We start from the raw sequence: 23,346 nt of genomic DNA, 5'->3' as shown, positions 1-23,346 counted from the left end.
CGCATGACTGCTCAGACCCTGTACGCGCAAAAGCGCGTCTCCGCCGCCGATGCCGTGCGCCAGGTGCGCAACGGCGACATGATCATCGTGCCCACCGGCGTCGGCGAGCCGCCGTCGCTGCTCACGGCGCTGTCCGAGCAACGCCGCGACTTCCGCGACGTGAAGGTCGCGCAGATTCTTGCGATGCGCAAGTACGCCTACATCGACCCCGAGACGGTCGAGCATGTGCGCCACGTGGCGCTGTTCTTCGGCGGCGCCACGCGCGCCGGCGGGCAGGCGGGCTGGATCGACTTCATTCCCAACTACTTCTCCGAGATTCCCGTGCAGATCGAGCGCGGGCAGATCGCGGCCGACGTGGTGTTCAGCATGGCCTCGCCGATGGACGCGCACGGCTACTTCGCGCTGAGCCTGGGCCCCGACTACACGATGGCCGCCGTGGCGAAAGCGCGCGCGGTCGTGCTCGAGGTGAACCCGAACGTGCCCTATGCGCATGGCAACTGCCACGTACACATCTCGCAGGTGGCGGCGCTCGTCGAGAGCACCGAGCCGGTGATGGAAGTCGGCCTTCCCAAGATCGGCCCCGTGCAGGAAGCCATCGGCAAGCACGTGGCCGACCTGATCGACGACGGCGCCACCCTGCAGATCGGCTACGGCGGCATTCCCGATGCGGTGGTGATGCAGCTCACGGGCAAGCGCGACCTGGGCATCCACACCGAGATGATCGGCGACGGCATCCTCACGCTGGTCGAAAGCGGCGCGGTCACCAACCGCCGCAAGAACTACCTGCCGGGCAAGTCGGTCGCGACCTTCGCGCTGGGCTCGAACAAGCTGTACCGCTTCATGGACCGCAACCCGGGGCTGGAGATGCATCCGGTCAACTTCACCAACGACCCGGCGCTGGCGGGGCTGAACGACAACCTCATCGCCATCAACGCCACCATGCAGATCGATCTGCTGGGCCAGTGCGGCTCCGAGAGCCTGGGCCATGCGCCGTACTCGGGCACGGGCGGGCAGTCGGACTTCGTGCGCGCCGCCAACCGCTCGCGCGGCGGCAAGGCCTTCATCGTGCTGCCTTCCACGGCGAAGGACGACAGCATCTCGCGCATCGTGCCCTCGCTCTCGCCCGGCACGCACGTGAGTACGAGCAAGAACGACATCAACTACGTCGTCACCGAGTACGGCGTGGCGCAGCTGCGCGGCAAGTCGGCCAAGCAGCGCGCGCAGGAGCTGATCGCCATTGCGCATCCGAACTTCCGGGCGGAGCTGACGGAGCAGGCCCAGCGCGCAAAGTTGCTGTGAGCGTTGGGGTGGTCCAAGGCGCTGATCAACCCGCCTTGGCTGCCCGCACCAGCGACGGCGTGGCCTTGTAGCTCTCGGGGAACAGCTTCTTCAGGTCGTCGATCTTCGGCAGGTCGTGGATCGCGATGTAGGGCTGGTTGGGGTGCAGCGTGAGGTAGTCCTGGTGGTAGTCCTCGGCCGCATAGAAGGGCTTGGTCATCTCGACCGTGGTGGCCAGCGGCTTGTTGCCGAAGGTTTTGGCCTGGTTCAGCTGGGCGATGTAGGCGTTGGCGATGCGGGCCTGTTCGGCGTTTTCGGCGAACACGGTGGAGCGGTACTGCGGGCCGGTGTCGGGGCCCTGGCGGTTGAGCTGGGTGGGGTCGTGCGCCACCGAGAAGTAAATCTGCAGCAGCTTGCCGTAGCTGACCTTGCGCGGGTCGTAGCTGATGCGCACGGCCTCGGCATGGCCGGTGCGGCCGGAGCCGACTTCGTTGTAGCGCGCGGTGCGGGCCTCGCCGCCCGCGTAGCCCGAGAGCGCATTGCTCACACCCTCGACGCGCTGGAACACGCCCTGCACGCCCCAGAAGCAGCCGCCCGCGAACACGGCGGTGGCGGTGGTGGCTCCGGCTGGCGTGGCCAGGTCGACCGTCGGCGCGGGCACGCGGCGCGTGGTCTCGGCAAAGGAGGGGGCCGCGTGCCAGGCGAAAGCGGCGGCGGCGAGCGTGCCGGCGGCGATGGCGAAGGATTTCATGGCGGTCTTTCGTAGGGAACGCAGATGAGAGAACAGTGATCCCGATCCCGCCGACCGTCAATGGCGGCGGGCCGGGCAGAGAAGAAAGAGGCTTACTTCTTCATCTCGTCCTTGCCCATCGCGTCCTTCTTCATTTCGTCCTTGCCCATGGCATCTTTCTTCATGCCGTCCTTCTTCATGCCGTCCTTCTTCATGGCGTCCTTGCCCATGGCGTCTTTCTTCATTCCGTCCTTGGCCATGCTGTCCTTCTTCATGCCGTCCTTGGCCATGTCATCTGCGGCAAAGGCCGAGGCGCCGGCGAAGGCCATGCAGGTGGCGAGGAGGGTGGCGGTGAGCTTGTTCATGTCGGTCTTCCTGAGTTGAGGTTGGGTTTTGTTGTCAAGATCGGCGCGGTCCCAGGCAGAGACACGGCCTCGCGCTTTCTTCGGCAGTCGAGCGGCTGTGGCAGCCCCTCAGCTCCCTCCGAACCAGTTGTAGCCCTGGTCTTCCCAGTAGCCACCGGGATAGGTGTTGGTCACGTACATCGCCTGGATGTGCTTCGGGTTCTTGTAGCCAAGCTTGGTCGGCATGCGCAGCTTCATCGGGAAGCCGTACTTCGGCGGCAGCGGCTGGTCGTCGTAGCTCAGCGCCAGCAGCGTCTGCGGGTGCAGCGCGGTCGGCATGTCGATGCTGGTGTGGTAGTCGTCCGCGCACTGGAAGCCGACGTACTTCGCGCTCAGGTCCGCACCCACGTGCCGCAAGAAGTCGGCAAAGCGCACGCCGCCCCATTTGCCGATGGCGCTCCAGCCTTCGACGCAGATGTGGCGCGTGATCTGGTCCTCTTGGGGCAGGGCGTGCAGTTCGGCGAGCGTCCAGCGGCGCTTGTCGGCGACCATGCCGCTCACTTCGAGGCGGTAGGTGGCCTCGTCGACCTCGCGGATCTCGTCCTCGCCGTAGTAGGCGTTGAACGGAAAGGGGCGCGTGATCTCGGCCGCGGTGTAGGTCGGCGCCAGCCGCGTCGGGCTGAAGAGCCAGCCCTGCACCTTGTCGTTGAAGCGCGAGACTTTGGTCAGCGCGGCTTCCACGTGGCTGTCGTCGCTGATGCTGCAGCCAGTAAGCATCGACAGGCCACCGAGCGTCAGCGAACGGCGCAGGAACATTCGGCGCGAGGGGGCGTCGAGCTGGCGTTCGATGAGGGCGCGGGCTTCGCGCACCACGGCGTCGCCGTCGACACCGACCAGGGAAGGGCGTTTGAAAAAGAGGCTCATGGGGTGTGGGGCGCGCGACCGCGCAGCATGGTGAGCAGGGTGCGGGGCACGAGCGCCACCATCACGAGGTGCACGGCAACGAAGGCCACCAGGGCTGCCATCGCAATGAAGTGAACGCGGCGCGCGGCTTCGTAGCCGCCCATCAGCTCGCGCAGCAGCGGAAACTGCACCGACTTCCACAGCACCAGCCCCGACAGCACGATCGCGACCAGGTCGACGATCACGAACAGGTAAGCCAGCTTCTGCACATGGTTGTAGTGGCGCGGGTCGGCGTGCGAGAGCTTGCCGCCGAGCGCGGCCCGCGCATCGCGCCAGAGGCCGGCCGGCGAGAGCGGGAAGAACTTGCGTGCGAAGCGCCCGCTGGCAATGTTCAGGCCGAGGTAGACCAGTCCGTTGAACACCAGCAGCCACATCGCCGCGAAGTGCCACTGCAGCGCGCCGCCGAGCCAGCCGCCGAGCGTGATCGATGCCGGAAAGCGAAAGTCAAAGAAGGGCGCTGCGTTGTAGATGCGCCAGCCGCTGGCCACCAGCACCAGCACGGCCAGCGCGTTGAGCCAGTGCGTGGCGCGCATCCACAGCGGGTGGATCGGTCGCTTGTCAGGGGCGGTGCGTGTCTGCATGGGCTGGATTGTTGGGCGCACCCCCTCGCCGATTCATCACGCAAAGTTCAAAGAATCGTGATAACTCCGGGGCCCGACTCGCGGGACAATCGCGGCCATGGACACCGCCAAACGCGTGCTGATCGTCGAAGACGACGCCCACATTGCCGAACTGCTGCGCATGCATCTGCGCGACGAGGGCTATGCGGTCGAGCACGCCGCCGACGGCAACGCCGGCCTGCGCGCACTGGAGCGCGGCCAGTGGGACGCGCTGGTGCTCGATCTCATGCTGCCCGGCATCGACGGCCTCGAGATCTGCCGCCGCGCCCGCGCCATGGCGCGCTACACGCCCATCATCATCGTGAGCGCACGCTCGAGCGAAGTGCACCGCATCCTCGGGCTCGAACTCGGCGCCGACGACTACCTGGCCAAGCCCTTCTCGGTGCTGGAGCTGGTGGCGCGCGTGAAGGCGCTGCTGCGGCGCACCGACGCGCTGGCGCGCAACGCACGGCTCGATTCGGGCAGCCTCACGTTGGGCAACCTCGACATCGAACCGCTGGCGCGCGAGGTGCGCGTCGACGGCAAGCCCATCGAGCTCACGCCGCGCGAGTTCGACCTGCTGTACTTCTTCGCGCGCCATCCCGGCAAGGTGTTCTCGCGGCGCGACCTGCTCAACCAGGTCTGGGGCTACCAGCACGACGGCTACGAGCACACGGTCAACACGCACATCAACCGACTGCGCACCAAGGTCGAGGCCGACCCGGCCGCGCCGCGGCGCATCCTCACGGTGTGGGGGCGTGGGTACAAGCTCGCGGCAGACGACGCTGCACCCAAAGGTGACGCGCCATGATGGCCTGGGCCACGTTGTCGCGGCGGCTGTCGATCGCCTTCGCGGTGCTGCTGCTGGCCTGCTGCGGGGCCTCGGCGTGGCTGCAGATGCGTGCCGGTGCGCAGCATGCGCAAGAGGTGACGCAGCGGCTGTCGCTTGGGCTCGCGGCCCACATCGCGCAGAACACCGAACTCATGAAGCCCGGCGGCCTCGACCCGGTGGCGGTGAAAGACCTGTTCGACAAGCTCATGACCGTCAACCCCAGCGTCGAGGTCTACGTGCTGGGGCTCGACGGCCGCATCGAGGCCCAGGCCGCGCCGCCGGGCCACCTCGAGCGCGACAAGGTGGCCCTTGAACCGATCCGCCGATTCCTGGCTGGCGAGCGGCTGCCCATTGCGGGCGACGATCCGCGCAGCCCCGACGGCACCAAGGTCTTCAGTGCCGCGCCGCTGCGCATGGGCGGGCGCGACGCCGGCTATGTGTACGTGGTGCTGCAAGGCGAGGACCACGACGCGCTGGCCGCGAACCTGTCGGCCGACACCGTGCTGCGCACCACGCTGTGGTCGATGGCATTGGTGGCGCTGCTGGGGCTCATCGCCGGGCTGGTGGCGTTCCGTCTCATCACCCGGCCGTTGCGCGAGCTGACGGCGGCGGTGCGCCGCTTCGAGGCCGAGGGCATCGAGGCGCTGGAGCGCGAGGCGCCCATGCCCGCGCCGCCGCGCCGTGCCGACGACGAGATCGCGCAGCTGCAGCAGGCCTTCGAACAGATGACGCGCCGCATCGCCGAGCAGTGGCGCGAACTCAGCCTGCAGGACCGCCAGCGCCGCGAGCTCTTCGCCAACATCTCGCACGATCTGCGCACGCCGCTCACGTCGCTGCACGGCTACCTCGAGACGCTGCTGCTCAAGGCCGGCACGCTCAGCGAGGAAGAGCGCCGCCGCTACCTGGAGATCGCACTCGGCCAGAGCCGCAAGGTCGGTCGGCTTGCGCAAGAGGTGTTCGAGCTGGCGCGGCTCGAGTACGGCGTGGTCAAGCCAGAGAAAGAAAACTTTGCGCTCGCCGACCTCGTGCAGGACGTGTTCCAGAAGTTCGAACTCGCGGCCGAGGCGCGGCGCCAGCAGCTCAAGCCCGACATCGCACCGAACCTGCCCGTGGTGTCGGCCGACCTCGGCATGATCGAACGCGTGCTGACCAACCTGCTGGACAACGCCATCCGCCACACACCGGTCGGCGGCGAGATCGAGGTGCGCCTGCGCCCGTCCGAGGCCGGCGTGGCCGTGCAGGTGAGCGACACCGGGCCCGGCATTCCGGGCGAGCTGCAGAAGGGACTGTTCACGCGGCCGGCCTTTGCCGATGGCGGTGCGCGCGGCGGCGGGCTGGGGCTGATGATCGTGCAGCGCATCCTGCAGCTGCACGGCAGCGACATCCGGCTCGTACCGCAGCCGGGCAAGGGCGCGGTGTTTCTGTTCCGGCTCGGGGGCGCAACGGGACGTTGAACCCGGCGGTCGGCGGGTTTGCCAGCGGGCGGCGGGCGATGCTACAAGCGAAGCGGCATCCCCCAAAAGAACCGCAGGAGACCACCGACCATGCCCGCTTTCGAGACCGTCCTGATCGACAAGGACCCGCAGTACCCGCGCATCGCGCGCCTCGTGCTCAACCGCCCCGAGAAGCTCAACGCCATCGGCGACAGCACGCCCACCGACATCCGCCGCGCGGTCGAATGGGCCGAGGCCGACGACGAGGTGCATGTGATCGTGGTCGAAGGCGCGGGCCGCGCCTTCTGCGCCGGCTACGACCTGGGCGACTACGCCGAGGGCCACGGCCGCGAAGGCCAGGGCGACCATCCCTGCCGGCAGGAGAAAACGCCGTGGGACCCGATGCTCGATTACGCCGCCATGAAGCGCAACACCGAAGACTTCATGTCGCTGTGGCGCTGCCGCAAGCCGACCATCGCCAAGGTGCACGGCTACGCGGTGGCGGGTGGCAGCGACATCGCGTTGTGCTGCGACCTGCTCACCATGGCCGACGACGCGCGCATCGGCTACATGCCCACGCGCGTGTGGGGCTGCCCGACCACCGCGATGTGGACCTACCGCCTCGGCGCGCTGCGCGCCAAGCAGCTCATGTTCACGGGCGACACCATCACCGGCACGCAGGCGGCCGACTGGGGGCTGGCCAATTTCGCGGTGCCGGCGGCGCAGCTCGACGAGGCCACGCTGGCACTCGCGCAGCGCATCGCGGGCGTGCCCAGTTCGCACCTCATGATGCACAAGATGGTCGTCAACCAGGTCTGGCATTCGATGGGGCTGGAGCAGACGCAGATGTTCGCCACCGTGTTCGACGGCATCACGCGGCACAACCCCGAAGGCATGTGGTTCCGTCGGCAAGCGGAGGCCGAAGGCTTCAAGAGCGCGGTGCAGTGGCGCGACAGCGGCCGGTCGATTCCCGAAGGCGACGAGGCGAGGGCGCGAATCGCCGAGCTCGAAGCGAAGCTGGCTGCGCGCGGCTGAGCGCGCTATCGCGTGACACCTGCTCCCATGTCACGCGACCGACATATCCCCCCTTGATGATCCGGCGCGCCTGCCGCTTGTCACGTTGACGGCGGAAAGATGGCGCATCCATTTCGATGGATACAAAAGGGGAGGATTTCAATGCAAATGTTCAATTTCTCGCGCACGGCCCTCGCGGCCTGTGCCTGCGCATTCATGGCTGCTTGCGGTGGTGGCAATGGCGGCGGTGGCGTGCCGATGTGGCCCATCGCGCCGGTCTCGCCCCCGGCTCCGGCACCTGCGCCCGCCCCGGCGCCCGCACCGGCTGTGGCTGCCCCCGTGCTCGTCATCGGCCACCGTGGCGCGCCCGCGCTGCGGCCCGAGCACACGCTGGCCTCGTACCAGCAGGCCATCGACGATGGTGCCGACTTCATCGAGCCCGACCTCGTGCCCACCAAGGACGGCGAGCTGGTCGCGCGCCACGAGAACGCCATCGCCATCGTCGATGCCGACGGCAAGGTGCTCGAAGCGACCACGAACGTGGCCGAAGTGCCCAAGTTCGCGGATCGCAAGACCAAGAAGACCATCGACGGCCGCGAAGTCACCGGCTGGTTCACCGAAGACTTCACGCTGGCCGAGCTCAAGGAGCTGAAGGCGCGCGAACGCATTCCGGCGCTGCGCCCCGCCAACCGGTCCTTCAACGACCTGTTCCAGGTGCCCACGCTCGACGAGGTGATCCAGCTCGCCAAGGCGCAGTCGGTGATCAAGGGCCGCGTGATCGGCATCTACCCCGAGACCAAGCACCCGACGTACTTCCGCTCGATCGGCCTGCCGCTCGAGAAGAGGCTGCTCGACACGCTGCACAAGTACGACCTCGACAAGGCCGACGCGCCGGTGTTCGTGCAGTCCTTCGAAACCGGCAACCTGAAGGACATCCGCCTGAAGAGCACGGTGAAGATCGTCCAGCTCATCGACGGGCAGGGCGCGCCGTATGACCTCGTGGCGCTGAACGACAAGCGCACCTACGCCGACCTCGTGAAGCCCGAGGGCCTGGCCGAGATCGCGACCTATGCAAACGGCATCGGTCCGGCCAAGGCGCGCGTGATCCCGGTGGTCGACGGCAAGCTCGGCGCGCCGACCACGCTGGTGAAGGACGCGCACGACAAGAAGCTGCTGGTCCACATCTTCACGGTGCGGCCCGAGAACAACTTTTTGCCCGACAGCCTGAAGAAGGCGCCGAAGACCGACCCGATCGTGTACGGCGACACCGCCGGCGAGATCAAGGCGTTCCTCGATGCGGGCATCGACGGCTTCTTTGCCGACAGCCCGGCCACGGCCGTGCCGGCGGTGCAGGCCTACCGCGCGGCGCAGCCGAAGCAATAAGTCGAACGGAAAGAAGGAGGGGCGCTCAGCTGCCCTTGCGGCGCTTCACGACCACCGTGGCCTCGAGGCCTTCATAAGCCTCGGCGTCGCCGTACCAGCTGCCCGAGATGGGCGCTGCCAGCGCGGGGTCGCGCGCCACGCCCACGCGGATCAGTTGGCCGCTGCCCATGAGGTTGTTGGTGGGGTCGAAGGCCAGCCAGCCCGCGCCGGGCAAGTAGGCCTGCAGCCACGCATGCGTGGTGCCGGCGCCGGTGACCGATTCGCCGGGCGCCTGCAGCGCGGTGTCGTTGTCGAGCGCGGCGTCGTAGAGGTAGCCCGAGACGAACCGTGTCGCGATGCCCAGGCGGCGCGTGGCTTCCATCATCAGCAGTGCGTAGTCGCGGCAGCTGCCGCTGCCCAGCGCCAGCGTTTCGAGCGGCGTCTGCGTGCCTTCCTCGTCGCGCGCCTTGTACTGGAAGCTCTGGCCGATGTGCGCGTTCATGCGCGTGAGCACGTCGCGCGTGCTGTTGGGCTGGTCGGTGTGCAGGAACTGGTGGGCCCAGCGGATCAGCGTGCCGTTGGCATCGTCGTCGTGGTACGGGCGCAGGTAGTGCTCCAGGTCCAGCCGCTCTTCCACCGAGTAGGCAAAGGGCAGGAACTCGGCCGACGGATCGAGCGTGAGCAGGTCTCGCTGCGACGGCGGCACGTGCTCGATGGTGAAGGAGCACACGATGCGCAGCTCGGTCGCCTCGCCCAGCGGCTGCACCAGCGCAACGGAGTTCGAGTACGGGTCTTGAATGAGCCGCGTGAGGGCCTGCGGGCTCACCTGCAGGTCGGTGGCGAGCACGCGCAGGTCGTGGCTGTCACGTGGACGGAACATCACGCGGTGCAAGCCGAAGGTGACCGGCTTGTTGTAGCGGTAGACGGTGGTGTGGGTGATGTCGTACTGGATGGCCATCGTGCATTGTGCGGTGCGAGCGTGACGATGGGTGGTGGGAAACCCAGTACGCGCCGATTCAGTCGGACCCGGGCCAGAGCCGCTGCGTGCCCAGCGCCTTCGCGAATGTCTGGGGCAATGGCAGCGGCTCGCCGTGCCATTGCGCGGCCAGCAGCTCGGCGCACAGCGTGGCAAAACTCAGGCCGCGCGAGCCCAGCGCGGTGCAGGCCCAGAGGCCGTCGTCGGCACCCGGCGCCAGCGGCCCCACCAGCGGCCGGCGGTCGCCCGAGGCGCAGCGCACACCGACCCAGGCGTGGGTCTCTCCGTGGTCGAAGGCGGGCGCGAGCGCGGCGGCGGCGCCGGGATGCAGACGCGTCAGCCGGTCGCGGTTGATGAGGCGGTCGGCGTCGGTGGGGGCAAGGTCGGTGCTGTCGCGGTCGAAGGTGGCGCCGATCAGCCAGAGCGGTTGCGGCGCCTCGCCGTCGGGCACGCCGGCGATCAGGTGACCGTCGCCGTTGATGGGGGTGACGGGCAGGGCGCTGTCGTCCGCGCGGCCCCAGGCGACCTGGCCGCGCACGGGTTGCAGCGGCAAGTCGGGTGCGAAGTGGTGAGATTCGAAGCCTGCGGCCACGACGACGCGGTCGGCTTCGGCGAGCAGGGTGCCGGCGTCGTCGAACAGCTGCCAGCTGCCGTCTGTGCGTGCGAGGCGCGCCACGTGGCAGTTGCCACGGAACTCGATGCCCGGTTGGCTCAGCCACGCAGCGATCAGCCGGTGCGGGCGCACCCAGGCTGCGCGCGCGTGCCAAAGCGCTGGCGTGTCAGGCGGCAGGCCGGCCGCCGCGAGCCGGTCGGCCTCGGCGGGCCACGATTCGTTCGGCCCGTGCGCGCTCCAGCCAGCCGGCACGCGCACGTCACCGTCGGGCCGGCGTTCGAGTGACCCGTAAGCGCCCCAGTCGCGGCCGTGGTCGAGCCGGTGCGCCAGTTCGGTCCAGGTCGCACGGATGCCGGCGCGCGTGAGCCGCGACAGCAAGGCATCGTCGGAAGATACATGCGGTGCCAGCAGCCCCACTGGCAGGCCCGAGGCGCCTGAGGCCGGCGCATCGGCCGCATCGAGCACCGTGACCCGCCAGCCGCGCCGCGCAAGGCTGGCCGCGACCGCGGCACCCGCGAGCCCGGCGCCGATCACCGCGCAATGGCCGGGCGCTTCGACGCCTTCGCGCACCGGCTGGCGGCGCCGCACGGTCCATGCGGGTGCGAACACGCCGCGCAGGCTGCCGGGGCGCGGGTCGAGCTGGAAGCCGTTCTGCGCCAGCGCATGACGCACCCCGTCGTCGTCGGTGCGGGCCGCGAGGCCGGTGCCCTGGCGGGCGAAGCGTGACACCGCCTTGAGCGTGTCAGGCAAGGCCATCGCAGGGTTCTGCGTCGGGTCGAAGCCGTCGAGAAAGAGGCTGTCGGCCTCGAAACGCTGGGCGCGCAGCATCGGCTGCAGCTCGCCGATGCACAGCGTGAGCAGCACGCGGCCGTCGTCGAAGGCCAGGCGGTGGAAGCCCGGCAGCAGCCCGACCCATTGCCGAGTCAGCTCCGCGGCGAGCGGCGCCTGCGTCGGGTCGGCGTCAGCCGCGCGCAGCAGATCGCCGGCCGGCGCCGGATGGGCGTCGACCGCGACGTAATGCAGCAGGCGCGGCCGATGCGGGTCGGCGCGCCAGGCCTGCCAGGTTGTCAGGAAATGAAGGCCCGGTCCGAAGCCGGTTTCGAGAATCCGCCATTGCGGACGCCCGGACCAGGCGGCGGGCAGGCCGCAGCCGTCCAAAAACACACGGCGCGAAAGCGCCGGTGTGTCGTTGTCGAGGGGGGAGGTGTCGCCGGAGCGCGCGCCGAGCGGGGTGCCGTCGGCGGCCAAGACCGACTCAGGCTGCAGGAGGGGGAACGTAGCCTTGCGCCACGTCGGCGCCTTCGCCGAAGAAGTGCTTTTCCATCTGGCGTGCCAGGTACTGGCGGGCGCGCAGGTCGGCCAGGTTCAGCCGGTTTTCATTGACCAGCATGGTCTGTTGCTTGAGCCAGGCGGCCCAGGCTTCCTTGCTGACGTTTTCCCACAGGCGCTTGCCCAGGTCGCCGGGATACGGCGGAAAGTCGAGTCCTTCGGCCTCTTTGCCGAGCTTGATGCACTGAACCATGCGTGCCATTTGATTGCCTCTTGTGGGGGAAAGCGGGTGCTTAGTTGATTTGGCTATTTAGAACTGAGAACTTGGTCGTTCCAGTTCCTATATGTCGTATTCAGAATACGCAGCTTCATTGATATGCCTTTTTAAGAGCAAGACACCATGAGCCTTCGCCGCGACTTTATCAAGCTTTCCCTGGGTGCCGGCGTGGCCGGTGCCTTGGCCCTGTCGGCATTGCCGTCGTTTTCGCAGGGCGCGGCGGGCGCCAAGGGCCCCGTGACGCTGCTCAACGTGTCGTATGACCCGACCCGCGAGCTGTACGTGGACTACAACCAGGCCTTCGCCAAGTACTGGAAGGCCAAGACCGGCCAGGACGTGAGCGTCAAGCAGTCGCACGGCGGCTCGGGCAAGCAGGCCCGCTCGATCATCGACGGCATCGATTCCGACGTGGCCACGCTGGCCCTCGGCGGCGACATCGACGCCCTGGCCACGCACGGCGGCCTCGTCAAGGCTGACTGGCAGAAGCGCCTGCCGCACAACTCGGCCCCCTACACCTCGACCATCGTGTTCCTGGTGAAGAAGGGCAACCCCAAGGGCCTGAAGGACTGGAGCGACCTGATCAAGCCGGGTGTTCAGGTGATCACGCCCAACCCCAAGACCTCGGGCGGCGCCCGCTGGAACTACCTGGCCGCCTGGGAATTCGCCAAGCGCAAGTACGGGGGCGAGGCACAGGCCAAGGAATTCGTCGGCAACCTGTACAAGAACGTGCCCGTGCTCGACACCGGCGCGCGCGGCTCGACCATCACCTTCGTGCAGCGCGGCGTGGGTGACGTGCTGCTGGCCTGGGAAAACGAAGCCTTCCTGGCGCTGAAGGAATTCGGCCCCGAGAAGTTCGAGATCGTCGTGCCGTCCATCTCCATCCTGGCTGAGCCCAGCGTGGCGGTGGTCGACAAGGTGGTCGACAAGAAGGGCACGCGCGCCGTGGCCGAGGAGTACCTGAAGTACCTGTACTCCGACGAGGGCCAGGACATCGCGGGCCGCAACTTCTACCGCCCGACCTCGGACAAGGCCAAGGCCAAGTACGACAAGCAGTTCCCCAAGCTCACGCTGGTGACCATCGACGAAGCCTTCGGTGGCTGGGCCAAAGCCGACAAGGCGCACTTCGCAGACGGTGGCTCCTTCGACCAGATCTACGCGCCCAAGCAGAAGTAAGCGCAGCCGCTCCGGAATCGATCGCTGGTGGCACCCCGTGGGAGGGCGCCGGGGATCGCTACGCCCTGAATTTCTCCTGAAGCCCAACGAAAGTTTCTCGTGTCCGTTCTCCTGATTGCCGGCAGCCCTTCGGCCCCGTCCCGTTCCACCGCCTTGCTCGACGCGGTGGGCGAGCGGCTGGCCCAACGCCATGCGCGCATCGAGCGGCTCGCGATCCGTGAGCTGCCGGCGCAAGCGCTGCTGCTGGCCGAGTGGGCGCATCCGGCCATCGAGCGTGCCATTGCCCAGGTGGCGGCAGCCCGCGTGATCGTGGTGGCCACGCCGGTCTACAAGGCGGCCTACAGCGGCGTGCTGAAGGTCTTTCTCGACCTGCTCGCGCAGAACGCGCTCAAGGGCAAGACGGTGCTGCCATTGGCCACCGGCGGCAGCCCGCACCACATGCTCGCGCTCGACTACGCCCTGCGCCCCGTGCTGCAGTCGCTGTCGGCGCGCCACATCCTGCCGGGCGTCTACGCGAGCGATTCGCAGATCGCGCTGACGCCCGAGAACGCCTACCAGGTGCACCACGACCTGGCGGAGCGACTCAACGAGGCCGTCGAGGTGCTCGCGACCGAAGGCCTCAAGTTGCCGGCGACCCACGGCTTCGAGCCGGTACCCTTTTCCCGTGTGCGATGTAGCGTCTGACGACCGGGTTCCTCGCTGAACCCGGCCCCGGCCAGACCTCTTTCCGTTCCCCGTTTTTCGAAGCCGCCTGCGTGCGGCCGGGGGATCGCTTTGCCTCACGTTTTTGCACCAAGGAATTCCGCATGAACCCCGTCGCCCCCGAAGACTCCGTGTTCGAAGTCGCGCCGCGCTCCTTCTGGCAGGCGCTGCGCGACCTGGCCATCAGCGCCATCGTCGTCACCGCCATCGCGCTCATCGTGAGCTTCATCTCCGCCGCCTCTGCGCATGCGCAAGGCAAGCCCAAGGGCGAGCTGCGCATCGGCTACCAGAAGTCGGCCAGCCTGTTCGTGCTGCAGAAGGCGCAGGGCACGCTCGAGAAGAAGCTCTCGCCGCTGGGCTTCGGCGTGAAGTGGGTCGAGTTTCCGGCCGGGCCGCAGCTGCTCGAAGGGCTGAACGTCGGTGCGGTCGACGTGGGCTATGTCGGCGAGGCGCCGCCCATCTTCGCGCAGGCTGCGGGTGCCAAGTTCGTCTACTTCGGCTACGACCCGGCCGCGCCGCGCGCCGAGGCGATCCTGGTCACGAAGGATTCGCCCATCGCCTCGGTGGCCGATCTCAAGGGCAAGAAGGTTGCGCTCAACAAGGGCAGCAACGTGCACTACCTGCTCGTGAAGCAGCTCGAGAAGAACGGCCTGAAGCTGTCCGACATCCAGCCCGTGTACCTCGCACCCGCCGACGGCCGCGCCGCCTTCGAAAGCAAGAACGTCGACGCCTGGGTGATCTGGGACCCGTTCCAGGCCGCCGCCGAGAAAGCCACCGGTGCCCGCGTGCTGGCGGATGGCACGGGTGGCGCTTCCGGCGTGGTCAACAACTACCAGTTCTACCTGGGCGAGCGCGGCTTCGTGAAGAAGCACCCGCAGGTGATCGATGCGCTGTTCGCCGATTCGGTGGAGCAGGGCATCTGGCTCAAGAAGAACCTGCGCCAGGCCGCCGAAGTGATCGCGCCGCTGCAGGGCCTCCCGGTCGACGTGGTCGAGCTGGCGCTGCGCCGCTACGAATTCAACGTGAAGCCGATCACCGCGGCCGTCGCGGCCGACCAGCAGCAGATCGCCGACACCTTCTACGCGCTGAAGCTCATTCCCAAGCCCATCAAGGTCAGCGACGCGGTCGTCACCGCCCAGCCCTGAGCAGTTCAAAGGACCACTTTCCATGACCCGCATTGCCATTCCCCGCCGCCGCCTGCTCCAGGGCGCGGCCGCCGCCCTCGCGTTGCCGTCGTCGTTCGCCGCCTTGGCGCAGAGCCCCACGCGCCAGTTGCGCATCGGTCACCAGAAGGGCTACCTGAGTGTGCTCAAGGCCCGCGGCACGCTCGAGAAGCGGCTCGCACCGCTGGGCGCGACCGTGAAGTGGACCGAGTTCACGGCCGGCCCGGTGCAGCTCGAGGCACTGAACGTCGGCTCGATCGACTTCGGCGACGTCGGCGAAGCGCCGCCGATCTTTGCGCAGGCCGCCGGTGCGCCGCTGGCCTACGTGGGTGCCACGGTGCCGCGCCCGAAGACCGAGGCGGTGCTGGTGCCCAAGGCCTCTGCCATCCAGACCGTGGCCGACCTCAAGGGAAAGAAGATCGCGCTCAACAAGGGCTCGAACGTCCATTACTTCATCGTCAAGCTGTTCGAGAAGCACGGCCTGGCGTACAGCGACCTGAACCTGATCTACCTGCCGCCCGCCGATGCGCGCGCCGCCTTCGAAAAGGGCTCGGTCGACGCCTGGGTGATCTGGGACCCGTTCCTGGCCGCCGCGCAGCAGTCGCTCGACGCACGCATCCTGGCCGACGCCGTGGGCGTGGTCGGCAACCGCGCCTACTACTTCTCGTCGCTCGACTACGTGGCGAAGAACGCCGACGTGTTGGCCATTGCAATCGAAGAGGTCAACAAGATCGACCAGTGGGGCGCCGCCCACCGCAACGAACTGGCGACCGAGCTGTCGGCGATCTGGGGCCTGCCCAAGGCCGTGGCCGACCTGTCGCAAGGCCGCACCGCCTACGGCACCGGCCCGATCACCAAGGCCATCCTGGCCGAGCAGCAGCAGATTGCCGACACCTTCTTCGCGCTCAAGCTGATCCCCAAAAAGATCAACGTGCTCGACGCCGCCGGCGCAGGAATCGCGTGATGACCGCCGTGTTGTCGACCGCACTGCACGAACGCGCCGGGCGCGTGCTCGCCCTCACGGCGCGCGCCTGGGGTGTGGTGTCTGCGCCGCCCCGCCTGCCTTTCCTGCTTGCCATCTGAATCCACGAACGAACGACCGAGAGTCCCCGATGCAGATCTTCTGGTTCCTCCCCACGCACGGCGACAGCCGTTACCTCGGCACGAGCGAAGGCGCGCGCGCCGTCGACCTGCCGTACCTGCAACAGATCGCCGGCGCGGCCGACCACCTCGGCTACGAAGGCGTTCTGATTCCCACCGGCCGCTCCTGCGAAGACCCGTGGGTCATCGCGTCCAGCCTGATCGGCGCGACGAAGAAGCTCAAATTTTTGGTGGCCGTGCGCCCCGGCCTGCACCAGCCCAGCCTGGCCGCACGCATGGCCGCAACCTTCGACCGGCTCTCGGGCGGGCGCCTGCTCGTGAACCTCGTCACCGGTGGCGACCAGGCCGAGCTGGAAGGCGACGGCGTGTACCTCGACCACGCGGCGCGCTACGAGCAGTCGGCCGAGTTCATCCGCATCTGGCGCGAGATCATTGCGCGCAGCCACGAGACCGGCACCTACGACTACGAAGGCAAGCACCTGAGCGTGAGGGGCGCGCGGCTGCTGTTTCCGCCGGTGCAAAAGCCGCATCCGCCCGTGTGGTTCGGCGGCTCGTCGGCCACGGCGCACGACCTCGCCGCCGAGCAGGTCGATGCCTACCTGACCTGGGGCGAGCCGCCCGCGGAAGTGTCGAAAAAGATCGCCGACGTGCGCGCACGCGCCGAACGTCAGGGCCGCACCGTGCAGTTCGGCATCCGCCTGCACGTGATCGTGCGCGAGACGGAAGACGCCGCCTGGAAAGCCGCCGAAGAACTCATCAGCCGCGTCGACGACGACACCGTCGCACGCGCCCAGGCCGCCTTTGCGCGCATGGACTCCGAAGGCCAGCGCCGCATGGCCGCGCTGCATGCCGGCGGTGCCAAGCGCGGGCGCGCTGACCTGGAGATTGCGCCCAACCTCTGGGCCGGCGTGGGCCTGGTGCGCGGCGGCGCGGGCACGGCGCTGGTCGGCGATGCCAAGACCGTGGCGGCGCGCATCGAGGAGTACGCGGCGCTGGGCATCGACAAGTTCATCTTCTCGGGCTACCCGCACCTCGAAGAGGCCTACCGCTTCGCCGAGCTGGTGTTCCCGCTGCTCTCGCGCAAGGCGAAGACGCAACTCGCAGGCGGCTCGCTGAGCGGTCCCTTCGGCGAAGTCGTCGCCAACCTCGACGCGCCCTCGCGCCTCGTTTCCCAAAGCTGAGGACACGCATGACTGAACAAGTACAGGAACTGCCGGCGGTGGCGCCGGCATCGAACACCGCAGGGGACGCAGGCAGCGCGCTGCGAGGCTTCGGCCTCAATGTCGCGAAGCGGCTCATTCCGTGGTTAGTGCCGGTGGGGCTGATCGTCGTCTGGCAGATCGCCTCGTCGCTGGGCTGGCTCTCGACGCGCGTGCTGCCGGCACCGGTCGACGTGGTCAAGGCCGCGTGGGCGCTCACCGTGTCCGGCGAGCTCTGGACGCATGTGAAGGTGAGTGCGGGCCGCGCGCTCGCGGGGCTCGCCATCGGCGGCGGCGCGGGGCTGGCGCTGGGCCTGCTGACCGGCTCGGTGAAGTTCTTCGAGACGCTGCTCGACTCCACCATCCAGATGGTGCGCAACATTCCGGCGCTGGCGCTGATTCCGCTCGTGATCCTGTGGTTCGGCATCGACGAATCGGCCAAGCTGTTTTTGATCTCGGTGTCGGTGTTCTTTCCGATCTACCTGAACACCTTCCACGGCATCCGCAACGTCGACCCGCAGCTCATCGAGATGGGACGCACCTACGGCCTGTCGCGCTGGCAGCTGTACCGCGAGGTGATCCTGCCGGGCGCGCTGTCGTCGATCCTCGTGGGCCTGCGCTTCTCGCTGGGCCTCATGTGGGTGATCCTCATCGTGGCCGAGACCATCTCGGCGCAGGCCGGCATCGGCTACCTCACGATGAACGCCCGTGAGTTCCTGCAGACCGACATCGTGCTCGTGGGCATCCTGCTGTATGCGCTGCTCGGCAAGCTGGCCGACCTGTTCGCACGTGGCCTGGAGCAATGGTGGCTGCGCTGGCACCCCGGCTACCAGAAGAAGCCGGCGAAGTGAGGGCAGGGCACATGAACCACAACCTCATCAATCGCCGCACCGCCATGGCGACGCTGGGCGCGCTCAGCGCGGGTGCCGTGCTGGCACAGCAGCAACGCCCCGCCACCGTGCGCCTCGGCTACCAGAAGTCGTCCACGCTGATCGCGCTCTTGAAGGTGCAGGGCACGCTCGAGAAGCAGCTCGCGCCGCTCAACGTCGCGCTGAGCTGGCACGAGTTCACCAGCGGCCTGCCGCTGCTCGAGGCGCTGAACCTCGACAACCTCGACATCAGCGCCGACGTGGCCGACACCGTGCCCGTGTTCGCACAAGCGGCCGGTGCCGACCTGACCTTTCTGGCGCAGGAAGCACCGTCGCCGGCCGCGCAGGCCATCGTCGTGCGCGACGATTCGCCGCTCAAGACCGTGGCCGATCTCAAAGGCAAGAAGGTCGGCTTCGCGAAGGCAGCCGGCGCGCACTACCTGCTGATCGCCGCACTGGAGAAAGCCGGCCTGTCGTTCAAGGACATCGAGCCTGCGTACCTCACGCCCGCCGATGGTCGCGCCGCCTTCGAGAAGGGCGCCATCGACGCCTGGGTCGTGTGGGACCCGTTCCTGGCCGCTGCGCAGCGCCAGTCGAAGGTGCGCATCCTGGCCGACGGCACGGGCATCGCGTCGTACCAGCGCTACTACCTGGCAAGCACCAAGTTCGCGAAGGCGCGGCCCGACGTGCTGCGCGTGGTCTACGCCGAGTTGGAAAAAACCGGCAAGTGGGTCAAGCAGAACCCGAAGGAAGCGGCCGCCTTACTCGCTCCCGTGTGGGGGCTCGACGCCCCGACCATCGAGCAGGCCAACAGCCGCCGCAGCTACGCGGTGCGGCCCGTGGCGGCCGGCGGCCTGGCCGAACAGCAGCGCATCGCCGATGCCTTCTTCGCCGAGAAGCTGCTGCCCAGAAAAATCAATGCGCTGAACGTGGCGCTGTTCAACCCCGGGGCCTGAATTCATGAGTGCCGTTCTGAAAGACATCCAACCCCCCGCCATTGCCGGCGGCGTGCGCCTCGAGGCGCGCGGCCTGCACAAGCGCTACGGCGCGCGCGAGGTGCTGCGCAACACGCAGCTCACCATCGAGCCGGGCCAGTTCATCGCCATCGTCGGGCGCAGCGGGTGCGGCAAGAGCACGCTGCTGCGGCTCATCGCGGGCCTCGAAGAAGCCACTTCGGGTGGCCTCTACACCGACGGCAAGGCCGTGAGCGGCCTGCATGACGACACCCGCATCATGTTCCAGGAGGCGCGCCTCCTGCCCTGGCGCCGCGTGCTCGACAACGTGACGCTGGGCCTGCCGAGCGATGCCAAGGCGCGCGGCAAGGAAGTGCTGGCACATGTCGGGCTGGCCGATCGCGAGAACGAGTGGCCGGCGCGCCTGTCGGGCGGGCAGCGCCAGCGCGTGGCCCTGGCGCGTGCGCTGGTGCACCACCCGCGCCTGCTGCTGCTCGACGAGCCGCTGGGCGCGCTCGACGCGCTCACGCGCATCGAGATGCACCGCCTCATCGAGAACCTGTGGCAGCGCCACCGCTTCACTGCGCTGCTGGTGACACACGACGTGCAGGAAGCCGTGGCGCTGGCCGACCGCGTGATCCTCATCGAAGACGGCCGCATCGCGCTCGACGAGAACATCGCGCTGGCCCGCCCGCGCTCGCAGGGCGACCCGGCCTTTGCCGCCATCGAAAAACGAATCCTCGACCGAGTGCTGCAGAAGTCCGAAGAGACCGATGTGGAAAGCACCGATGCCAGCTGGCTCACACCTCAGGCCCATGCCTTGCGCTGGGCGATCTGAGTCGTTTCATTCCTTCCCCATTTGAAAGGCAGTCGCATGTCGCAGAACTGGAAATTCGAAACCCTGTCGGTCCACGCCGGCTATTCGCCCGAGCCCACCACCCGCGCGGTCGCGCCGCCGATCTACCAGACCGTGGCCTACGCCTTCGATAGCGCGCAGCATGGCGCGGATCTGTTCGACCTGAAGGTGCCGGGCAACATCTACACGCGCATCAACAACCCGACGCAGGACGTGCTGGAGCAGCGCGTGGCCGCGCTCGAAGGTGGCATTGCGGCGCTGGCACTGGCCTCGGGCCAGGCCGCCGTGACCTACGCGATCCAGACCATCGCCGAGGCCGGTGACAACATCATCAGCAGCACGGCGCTCTACGGCGGCACCTACAACCTGTTCGCGCACACGCTGCCGCAGTTCGGCATCACCACGCGCTTCGCGGACCACCGCGACCCGAGCAGCTTCGACAAGCTGTTCGACGAGAAGACCAAGGCGGTGTTCGTCGAGTCGCTGGGCAATCCGGCGGGCAACGTGACCGACATCGCGGCCATCGCCGAAATTGCGCACCGCCACGGCGTGCCGCTCATCGTCGACAACACCGTGCCCTCGCCGTACCTGAGTCGGCCCATCGAGCACGGCGCCGACATCGTGGTGCATTCGCTCACCAAGTACCTGGGCGGCCACGGCACCAGCATCGGCGGCGCCATCGTCGACTCGGGCAAGTTCCCGTGGGCCGAGCACAAGCAGCGCTTCAAGCGCCTGAACGAGCCCGACGTGAGCTACCACGGCGTGGTCTACACCGAGGCACTGGGCCCGGCCGCCTACATCGGCCGTGCGCGCGTGGTGCCGCTGCGCAACACGGGCGCGGCCATCTCGCCGTTCAATGCCTTCCTGATCCTTCAGGGCATCGAGACGCTGGCGCTGCGCATGGACCGCATCAGCAGCAATGCACTCGCAGTGGCGCAGCACCTGAAGCAGAGCAAGGCCGTCAACTGGGTGAACTACGCCGCGCTCGAAGACCATCCCGACTACGCGCTGGCCAAGAAGTACTTCGGCGGCCGTTCGAGCGGCGTGCTGACCTTCGGCATCGGTGCGGGCCGGGAGGGTGGGGCGAAGTTCCTCGATGCGCTGAAGCTCTTCACGCGCCTCGTGAACATCGGCGACGTGCGCTCGCTGGCCACGCACCCCGCATCGACCACGCACCGGCAGCTGTCGCCCGAAGAGCTGGCCCGGGCCGGCGTCACGGAAGACACCGTGCGTCTGTCGGTGGGCATCGAACACATCGACGACCTGATTGCCGACCTCGACCAGGCGCTCGCCGCCGCGTCGAACTGACACAGCGTTCCAGGATATGACCACTCTGCAAGCCATTCCCGACGCCGCGCTCGACCAGCTGTTCCGCAAGGCGCGCACCGTGCACGCCTTCAAGCCGGTGCCCGTGACCGACGCGCTGATTCGCCAGCTGTATGACCTCGTGAAGTGGGGCCCGACGGCCTACAACGCCCAGCCGGCGCGCTACGTGTTCGTGCGCAGCGAGGAGGCCAAGGCCAAGCTGAAGCCGGCCGTGTCCGCGGGCAACACCGCGCAGACGCTGCAGGCCGGCGTGACGGTGATCGTTGCGCACGACACGCGCTTCTACGAGCACCTGCCCACGCAGTTCCCCGCCTACGACGCCAAGCCCTTCTTCGAGAAGAGCGCCGAAGCCGCACAGGCCACGGCCTTCCGCAACAGCAGCCTGCAAGGCGCCTACCTGATCCTGGCGGCGCGCTCGCTCGGGCTCGACGCGGGGCCGCAGTCGGGCTTCAACGCCGACCTGGTCGACAAGGCCTTCTTCCCCGACGGCCGCTATCGCGCGAACTTCCTCGTCAACCTCGGCGTGGCCGACCACGCCGGCACCTTCGAACGCGGGCCCCGGCTGGCGTTCGACGAGGTGGCCGAGATCGTCTGAACCCCGTTCTTTTCTTCACTCACAACCCTGTCAACCCTGAAAGAGAAATCACCATGTCCATCCAAGCCATCAACGTCCGCAACCAGTTCAAGGGCAAGGTTCGCGAAATCATCCGCGGCGACGTCGTCTCCGAAGTCGATGTCGAAACCGCCTGGGGCATCGTCACGTCCGTCATCACCACGCGCTCCGTCGACGAGCTGCAACTGAAGGTGGGCTCCGACGTGGTCGCACTCGTGAAGTCGACCGAAGTTTCGATCGCCAAGCTCTGACGGACCCTCGGGCTTTGCGATTCCCCGGTGCTGTCTTTGGTGCCGGGGTTTTTCGTTTGGAGCCGCTGATTCGGGGCGTGTGCGCAGGCCACCGGGTACTTCCCTCCGCGAATGTCCCCCGCCTTCGGCTCCTCCTTGATTTCGCTGCGGGAAGCACCCAGTGTCCTGAGCACGCTGGGCGCTGTCGTTGTGCTGGTCGATCAACGGCGGCACTGAAAACGCTCACGTCGATGAGGTGCCTTGCGCAGCGAAATGAATGCGAAGGGACTTCTCGCTTTCTGGTCACGGCATCGAGTGCCAAGATTGATTTGCGAAGTCAATCTGAAACCTTTGAAAGGAGAAGCCCCATGAACGAGATTACCCGAGTCGGCGTGGATTTGGCAAAGCGCGTGATCCAGGTCTTTGCGGTCAATGCCGCGGGCTTGCGCGTCACAGGGGCGCGCCTTGGCACGCGATAAATTCCTGGCTTGGTGTGTGCAACTGTCGGCAGGCTGCCTGATCGCCATGGAGGCCAGCTCCAGCGCCCATTACTGGGCGCGCAAGCTGCTTGCTCTGGGGCTGGATGCCCGCATCATTGCCGCCCCGCACGTCGTGCCTTATCGCCTCCAAGGCAAGAGCGGCAAGAACGACGCCAACGATGCCGCTGCGATCTGCGAGGCGGCCTCGCGCCCGCACATGCACTTCGTGCCGATCAAGAGCGTGGAGCAGCAAAGCATGCTGTGCACTCACCGCCTGCGAGAGGGCGTCAAGGCAGACCGCACCGCCTGCATCAACCGCATCCGGGGCCTGTTGGCGGAGTTCGGATTGGTGTTCGCCCAAAGCCCCGAGGCGCTGCGCCAGGTGCTTCCCGACGCGATGGAAGATGCCAGCAATGAACTGGGCGCTCTGGCCCGGTTGACGCTGCAGCGGGCCTATGCGCAATGGCAAGAACTCGATGCACACCTGCGATGGTGCGACGAGCGCATCGCTGCACACGGCAAGGCCAGCGATCAGGTGCGCCAGGCCGAGCAGTTGCTGGGCGTGGGACCGGTCACGGCATCCGCGGTGGTGGCCACGGTGGGCGACTTCAAGCAATTCAAAAATGGTGCGCAGTTCGGCGCCTGGCTGGGTCTGACGCCTCGACAGAACTCCAGCGGCGGCAAGAACAACCTGGGGCGCATCACCAAGCGAGGCGACGCGTACCTGCGCACGCTGCTGATCCAGGGGGCCAAGTCGATCGTGCTGACGGCGCACAGACGCGACGACCCGATCTCGCGCTGGGTGCAGGCCTTGCGCGAGCGCTCCGGGTGGCAGAAGGCCGTGGTGGCGTTGGCCAACAAGAACGCGCGCATCCTGTGGGCCGTGTTCGCACGCGGGCGGGCCTTCGATGCGCACCACGTCAGTACCAAACCACCAGGCGCCATCGCTGCGGTCATCGCGGTGTAGCGCGAGCTGTTCGAAGAGCCTTTGT

General features: G+C 67.6%; 23 protein-coding genes and 1 pseudogene. 17 read left to right on the top strand and 7 right to left on the bottom strand.

Annotated features, from left to right (window positions below; genetic code table 11):
- Positions 1-3: 3 nt before the first annotated feature.
- Positions 4-1,299, top strand: coding sequence for an acetyl-CoA hydrolase/transferase family protein (locus IG196_RS15830; protein ID WP_192191885.1), 1,296 nt, complete (start codon positions 4-6; stop codon positions 1,297-1,299).
- 25 nt (positions 1,300-1,324) lie between these two features.
- Here the strand turns inward: IG196_RS15830 and msrA are convergent, their stop codons facing one another.
- From msrA to IG196_RS15810, 4 genes are all read right to left on the bottom strand, one after another.
- Positions 1,325-2,029, bottom strand: coding sequence for a peptide-methionine (S)-S-oxide reductase MsrA (gene msrA / locus IG196_RS15825; protein WP_192191884.1), 705 nt, complete (start codon positions 2,027-2,029; stop codon positions 1,325-1,327).
- A 92-nt stretch (positions 2,030-2,121) separates the two neighbouring features.
- Complete coding sequence (locus tag IG196_RS15820) at positions 2,122-2,373, bottom strand: pentapeptide MXKDX repeat protein (RefSeq protein WP_192191883.1); 252 nt, start codon at positions 2,371-2,373, stop codon at positions 2,122-2,124.
- Between the two features lie 108 nt (positions 2,374-2,481).
- Positions 2,482-3,276, bottom strand: coding sequence for a molybdopterin-dependent oxidoreductase (locus tag IG196_RS15815; RefSeq protein WP_192191882.1), 795 nt, complete (start codon positions 3,274-3,276; stop codon positions 2,482-2,484).
- On the bottom strand, positions 3,273-3,896 hold the full coding sequence (locus tag IG196_RS15810; RefSeq protein ID WP_192191881.1) for a cytochrome b/b6 domain-containing protein: 624 nt from the start codon (positions 3,894-3,896) through the stop codon (positions 3,273-3,275). The genes IG196_RS15815 and IG196_RS15810 overlap by 4 nt, the downstream gene beginning before the upstream one ends.
- Positions 3,897-3,993: 97 nt before the next feature.
- Between IG196_RS15810 and IG196_RS15805 the strand changes: the two genes are divergently transcribed.
- From IG196_RS15805 to IG196_RS15790, 4 genes are all read left to right on the top strand, one after another.
- Positions 3,994-4,725 carry a response regulator transcription factor gene (locus tag IG196_RS15805; protein ID WP_192191880.1) on the top strand — a complete coding sequence of 244 codons (732 nt, stop codon included), beginning with the start codon at positions 3,994-3,996 and terminating at the stop codon, positions 4,723-4,725.
- Positions 4,725-6,200 carry a sensor histidine kinase gene (locus tag IG196_RS15800; RefSeq protein ID WP_192197034.1) on the top strand — a complete coding sequence of 492 codons (1,476 nt, stop codon included), beginning with the start codon at positions 4,725-4,727 and terminating at the stop codon, positions 6,198-6,200. Before IG196_RS15805 ends, IG196_RS15800 begins: the two co-directional genes overlap by 1 nt.
- 90 nt (positions 6,201-6,290) lie before the next feature.
- On the top strand, positions 6,291-7,214 hold the full coding sequence (locus IG196_RS15795; RefSeq protein ID WP_192191879.1) for a crotonase/enoyl-CoA hydratase family protein: 924 nt from the start codon (positions 6,291-6,293) through the stop codon (positions 7,212-7,214).
- Between the two features lie 141 nt (positions 7,215-7,355).
- The gene (locus tag IG196_RS15790; protein ID WP_225616673.1) at positions 7,356-8,576 is read left to right on the top strand and encodes a glycerophosphodiester phosphodiesterase; all 1,221 of its coding nucleotides are present in this window, start codon (positions 7,356-7,358) and stop codon (positions 8,574-8,576) included.
- Between the two features lie 25 nt (positions 8,577-8,601).
- On the opposite strand, the gene IG196_RS15785 is transcribed toward IG196_RS15790, so the two are convergent.
- The 3 genes from IG196_RS15785 to IG196_RS15775 are packed head-to-tail and all read right to left on the bottom strand — an operon-like array spanning position 8,602 to position 11,675.
- Positions 8,602-9,513, bottom strand: coding sequence for a transglutaminase family protein (locus IG196_RS15785; RefSeq protein ID WP_099789631.1), 912 nt, complete (start codon positions 9,511-9,513; stop codon positions 8,602-8,604).
- Between the two features lie 58 nt (positions 9,514-9,571).
- Positions 9,572-11,392, bottom strand: coding sequence for an FAD-dependent 5-carboxymethylaminomethyl-2-thiouridine(34) oxidoreductase MnmC (mnmC, locus tag IG196_RS15780; RefSeq protein WP_225617057.1), 1,821 nt, complete (start codon positions 11,390-11,392; stop codon positions 9,572-9,574).
- 7 nt (positions 11,393-11,399) lie between these two features.
- Complete coding sequence (locus IG196_RS15775) at positions 11,400-11,675, bottom strand: oxidative damage protection protein (protein ID WP_013541095.1); 276 nt, start codon at positions 11,673-11,675, stop codon at positions 11,400-11,402.
- Positions 11,676-11,813: 138 nt separating this feature from the next.
- Between IG196_RS15775 and IG196_RS15770 the strand changes: the two genes are divergently transcribed.
- From IG196_RS15770 to IG196_RS15715, 12 genes and pseudogenes are all read left to right on the top strand, one after another.
- Positions 11,814-12,863: a sulfate ABC transporter substrate-binding protein gene (locus tag IG196_RS15770; RefSeq protein WP_192196873.1), complete on the top strand. Its 1,050-nt coding sequence runs from the start codon at positions 11,814-11,816 to the stop codon at positions 12,861-12,863.
- A gap of 99 nt (positions 12,864-12,962) precedes the next feature.
- Complete coding sequence (ssuE, locus tag IG196_RS15765; protein WP_099789623.1) at positions 12,963-13,547, top strand: NADPH-dependent FMN reductase; 585 nt, start codon at positions 12,963-12,965, stop codon at positions 13,545-13,547.
- A gap of 122 nt (positions 13,548-13,669) precedes the next feature.
- Entirely contained in the window at positions 13,670-14,710 is a 1,041-nt protein-coding gene (locus IG196_RS15760; protein ID WP_192196872.1) for a sulfonate ABC transporter substrate-binding protein, read from the top strand.
- 22 nt (positions 14,711-14,732) lie between these two features.
- Positions 14,733-15,692, top strand: a complete 960-nt coding sequence (locus IG196_RS15755; RefSeq protein WP_192196871.1) for a sulfonate ABC transporter substrate-binding protein — start codon at positions 14,733-14,735, stop codon at positions 15,690-15,692.
- A 148-nt stretch (positions 15,693-15,840) separates the two neighbouring features.
- Positions 15,841-17,010, top strand: a complete 1,170-nt coding sequence (gene ssuD, locus IG196_RS15750) for an FMNH2-dependent alkanesulfonate monooxygenase (RefSeq protein ID WP_192196870.1) — start codon at positions 15,841-15,843, stop codon at positions 17,008-17,010.
- A gap of 8 nt (positions 17,011-17,018) precedes the next feature.
- Positions 17,019-17,879 carry an aliphatic sulfonate ABC transporter permease SsuC gene (gene ssuC, locus IG196_RS15745; protein WP_192196869.1) on the top strand — a complete coding sequence of 287 codons (861 nt, stop codon included), beginning with the start codon at positions 17,019-17,021 and terminating at the stop codon, positions 17,877-17,879.
- Positions 17,880-17,890: 11 nt separating this feature from the next.
- Positions 17,891-18,853 (top strand): aliphatic sulfonate ABC transporter substrate-binding protein, encoded by a 963-nt coding sequence (locus IG196_RS15740; protein ID WP_192196868.1) that lies wholly within the window; start codon positions 17,891-17,893, stop codon positions 18,851-18,853.
- Between the two features lie 4 nt (positions 18,854-18,857).
- Positions 18,858-19,688, top strand: a complete 831-nt coding sequence (locus IG196_RS15735; protein ID WP_192196867.1) for an ATP-binding cassette domain-containing protein — start codon at positions 18,858-18,860, stop codon at positions 19,686-19,688.
- A 36-nt stretch (positions 19,689-19,724) separates the two neighbouring features.
- A complete protein-coding gene (locus IG196_RS15730; protein WP_192196866.1) occupies positions 19,725-21,014 on the top strand; it encodes an O-acetylhomoserine aminocarboxypropyltransferase/cysteine synthase family protein in 1,290 nt (429 codons plus the stop codon).
- Positions 21,015-21,030: 16 nt separating this feature from the next.
- Positions 21,031-21,627: a malonic semialdehyde reductase gene (locus IG196_RS15725; RefSeq protein ID WP_192196865.1), complete on the top strand. Its 597-nt coding sequence runs from the start codon at positions 21,031-21,033 to the stop codon at positions 21,625-21,627.
- A 53-nt stretch (positions 21,628-21,680) separates the two neighbouring features.
- Positions 21,681-21,896, top strand: a complete 216-nt coding sequence (locus IG196_RS15720; protein WP_007829250.1) for a TOBE domain-containing protein — start codon at positions 21,681-21,683, stop codon at positions 21,894-21,896.
- A 347-nt stretch (positions 21,897-22,243) separates the two neighbouring features.
- Positions 22,244-23,321: pseudogene (locus IG196_RS15715) on the top strand (IS110 family transposase).
- Positions 23,322-23,346: the final 25 nt, after the last annotated feature.

It is taken from the genome of Variovorax sp. 38R (assembly GCF_014843395.1).
Lineage (GTDB): Bacteria > Pseudomonadota > Gammaproteobacteria > Burkholderiales > Burkholderiaceae_C > Variovorax > Variovorax paradoxus_H.
Note: the sequence above shows the minus strand (reverse complement) of the source record. Positions and strands in the feature narration are given on the sequence as shown.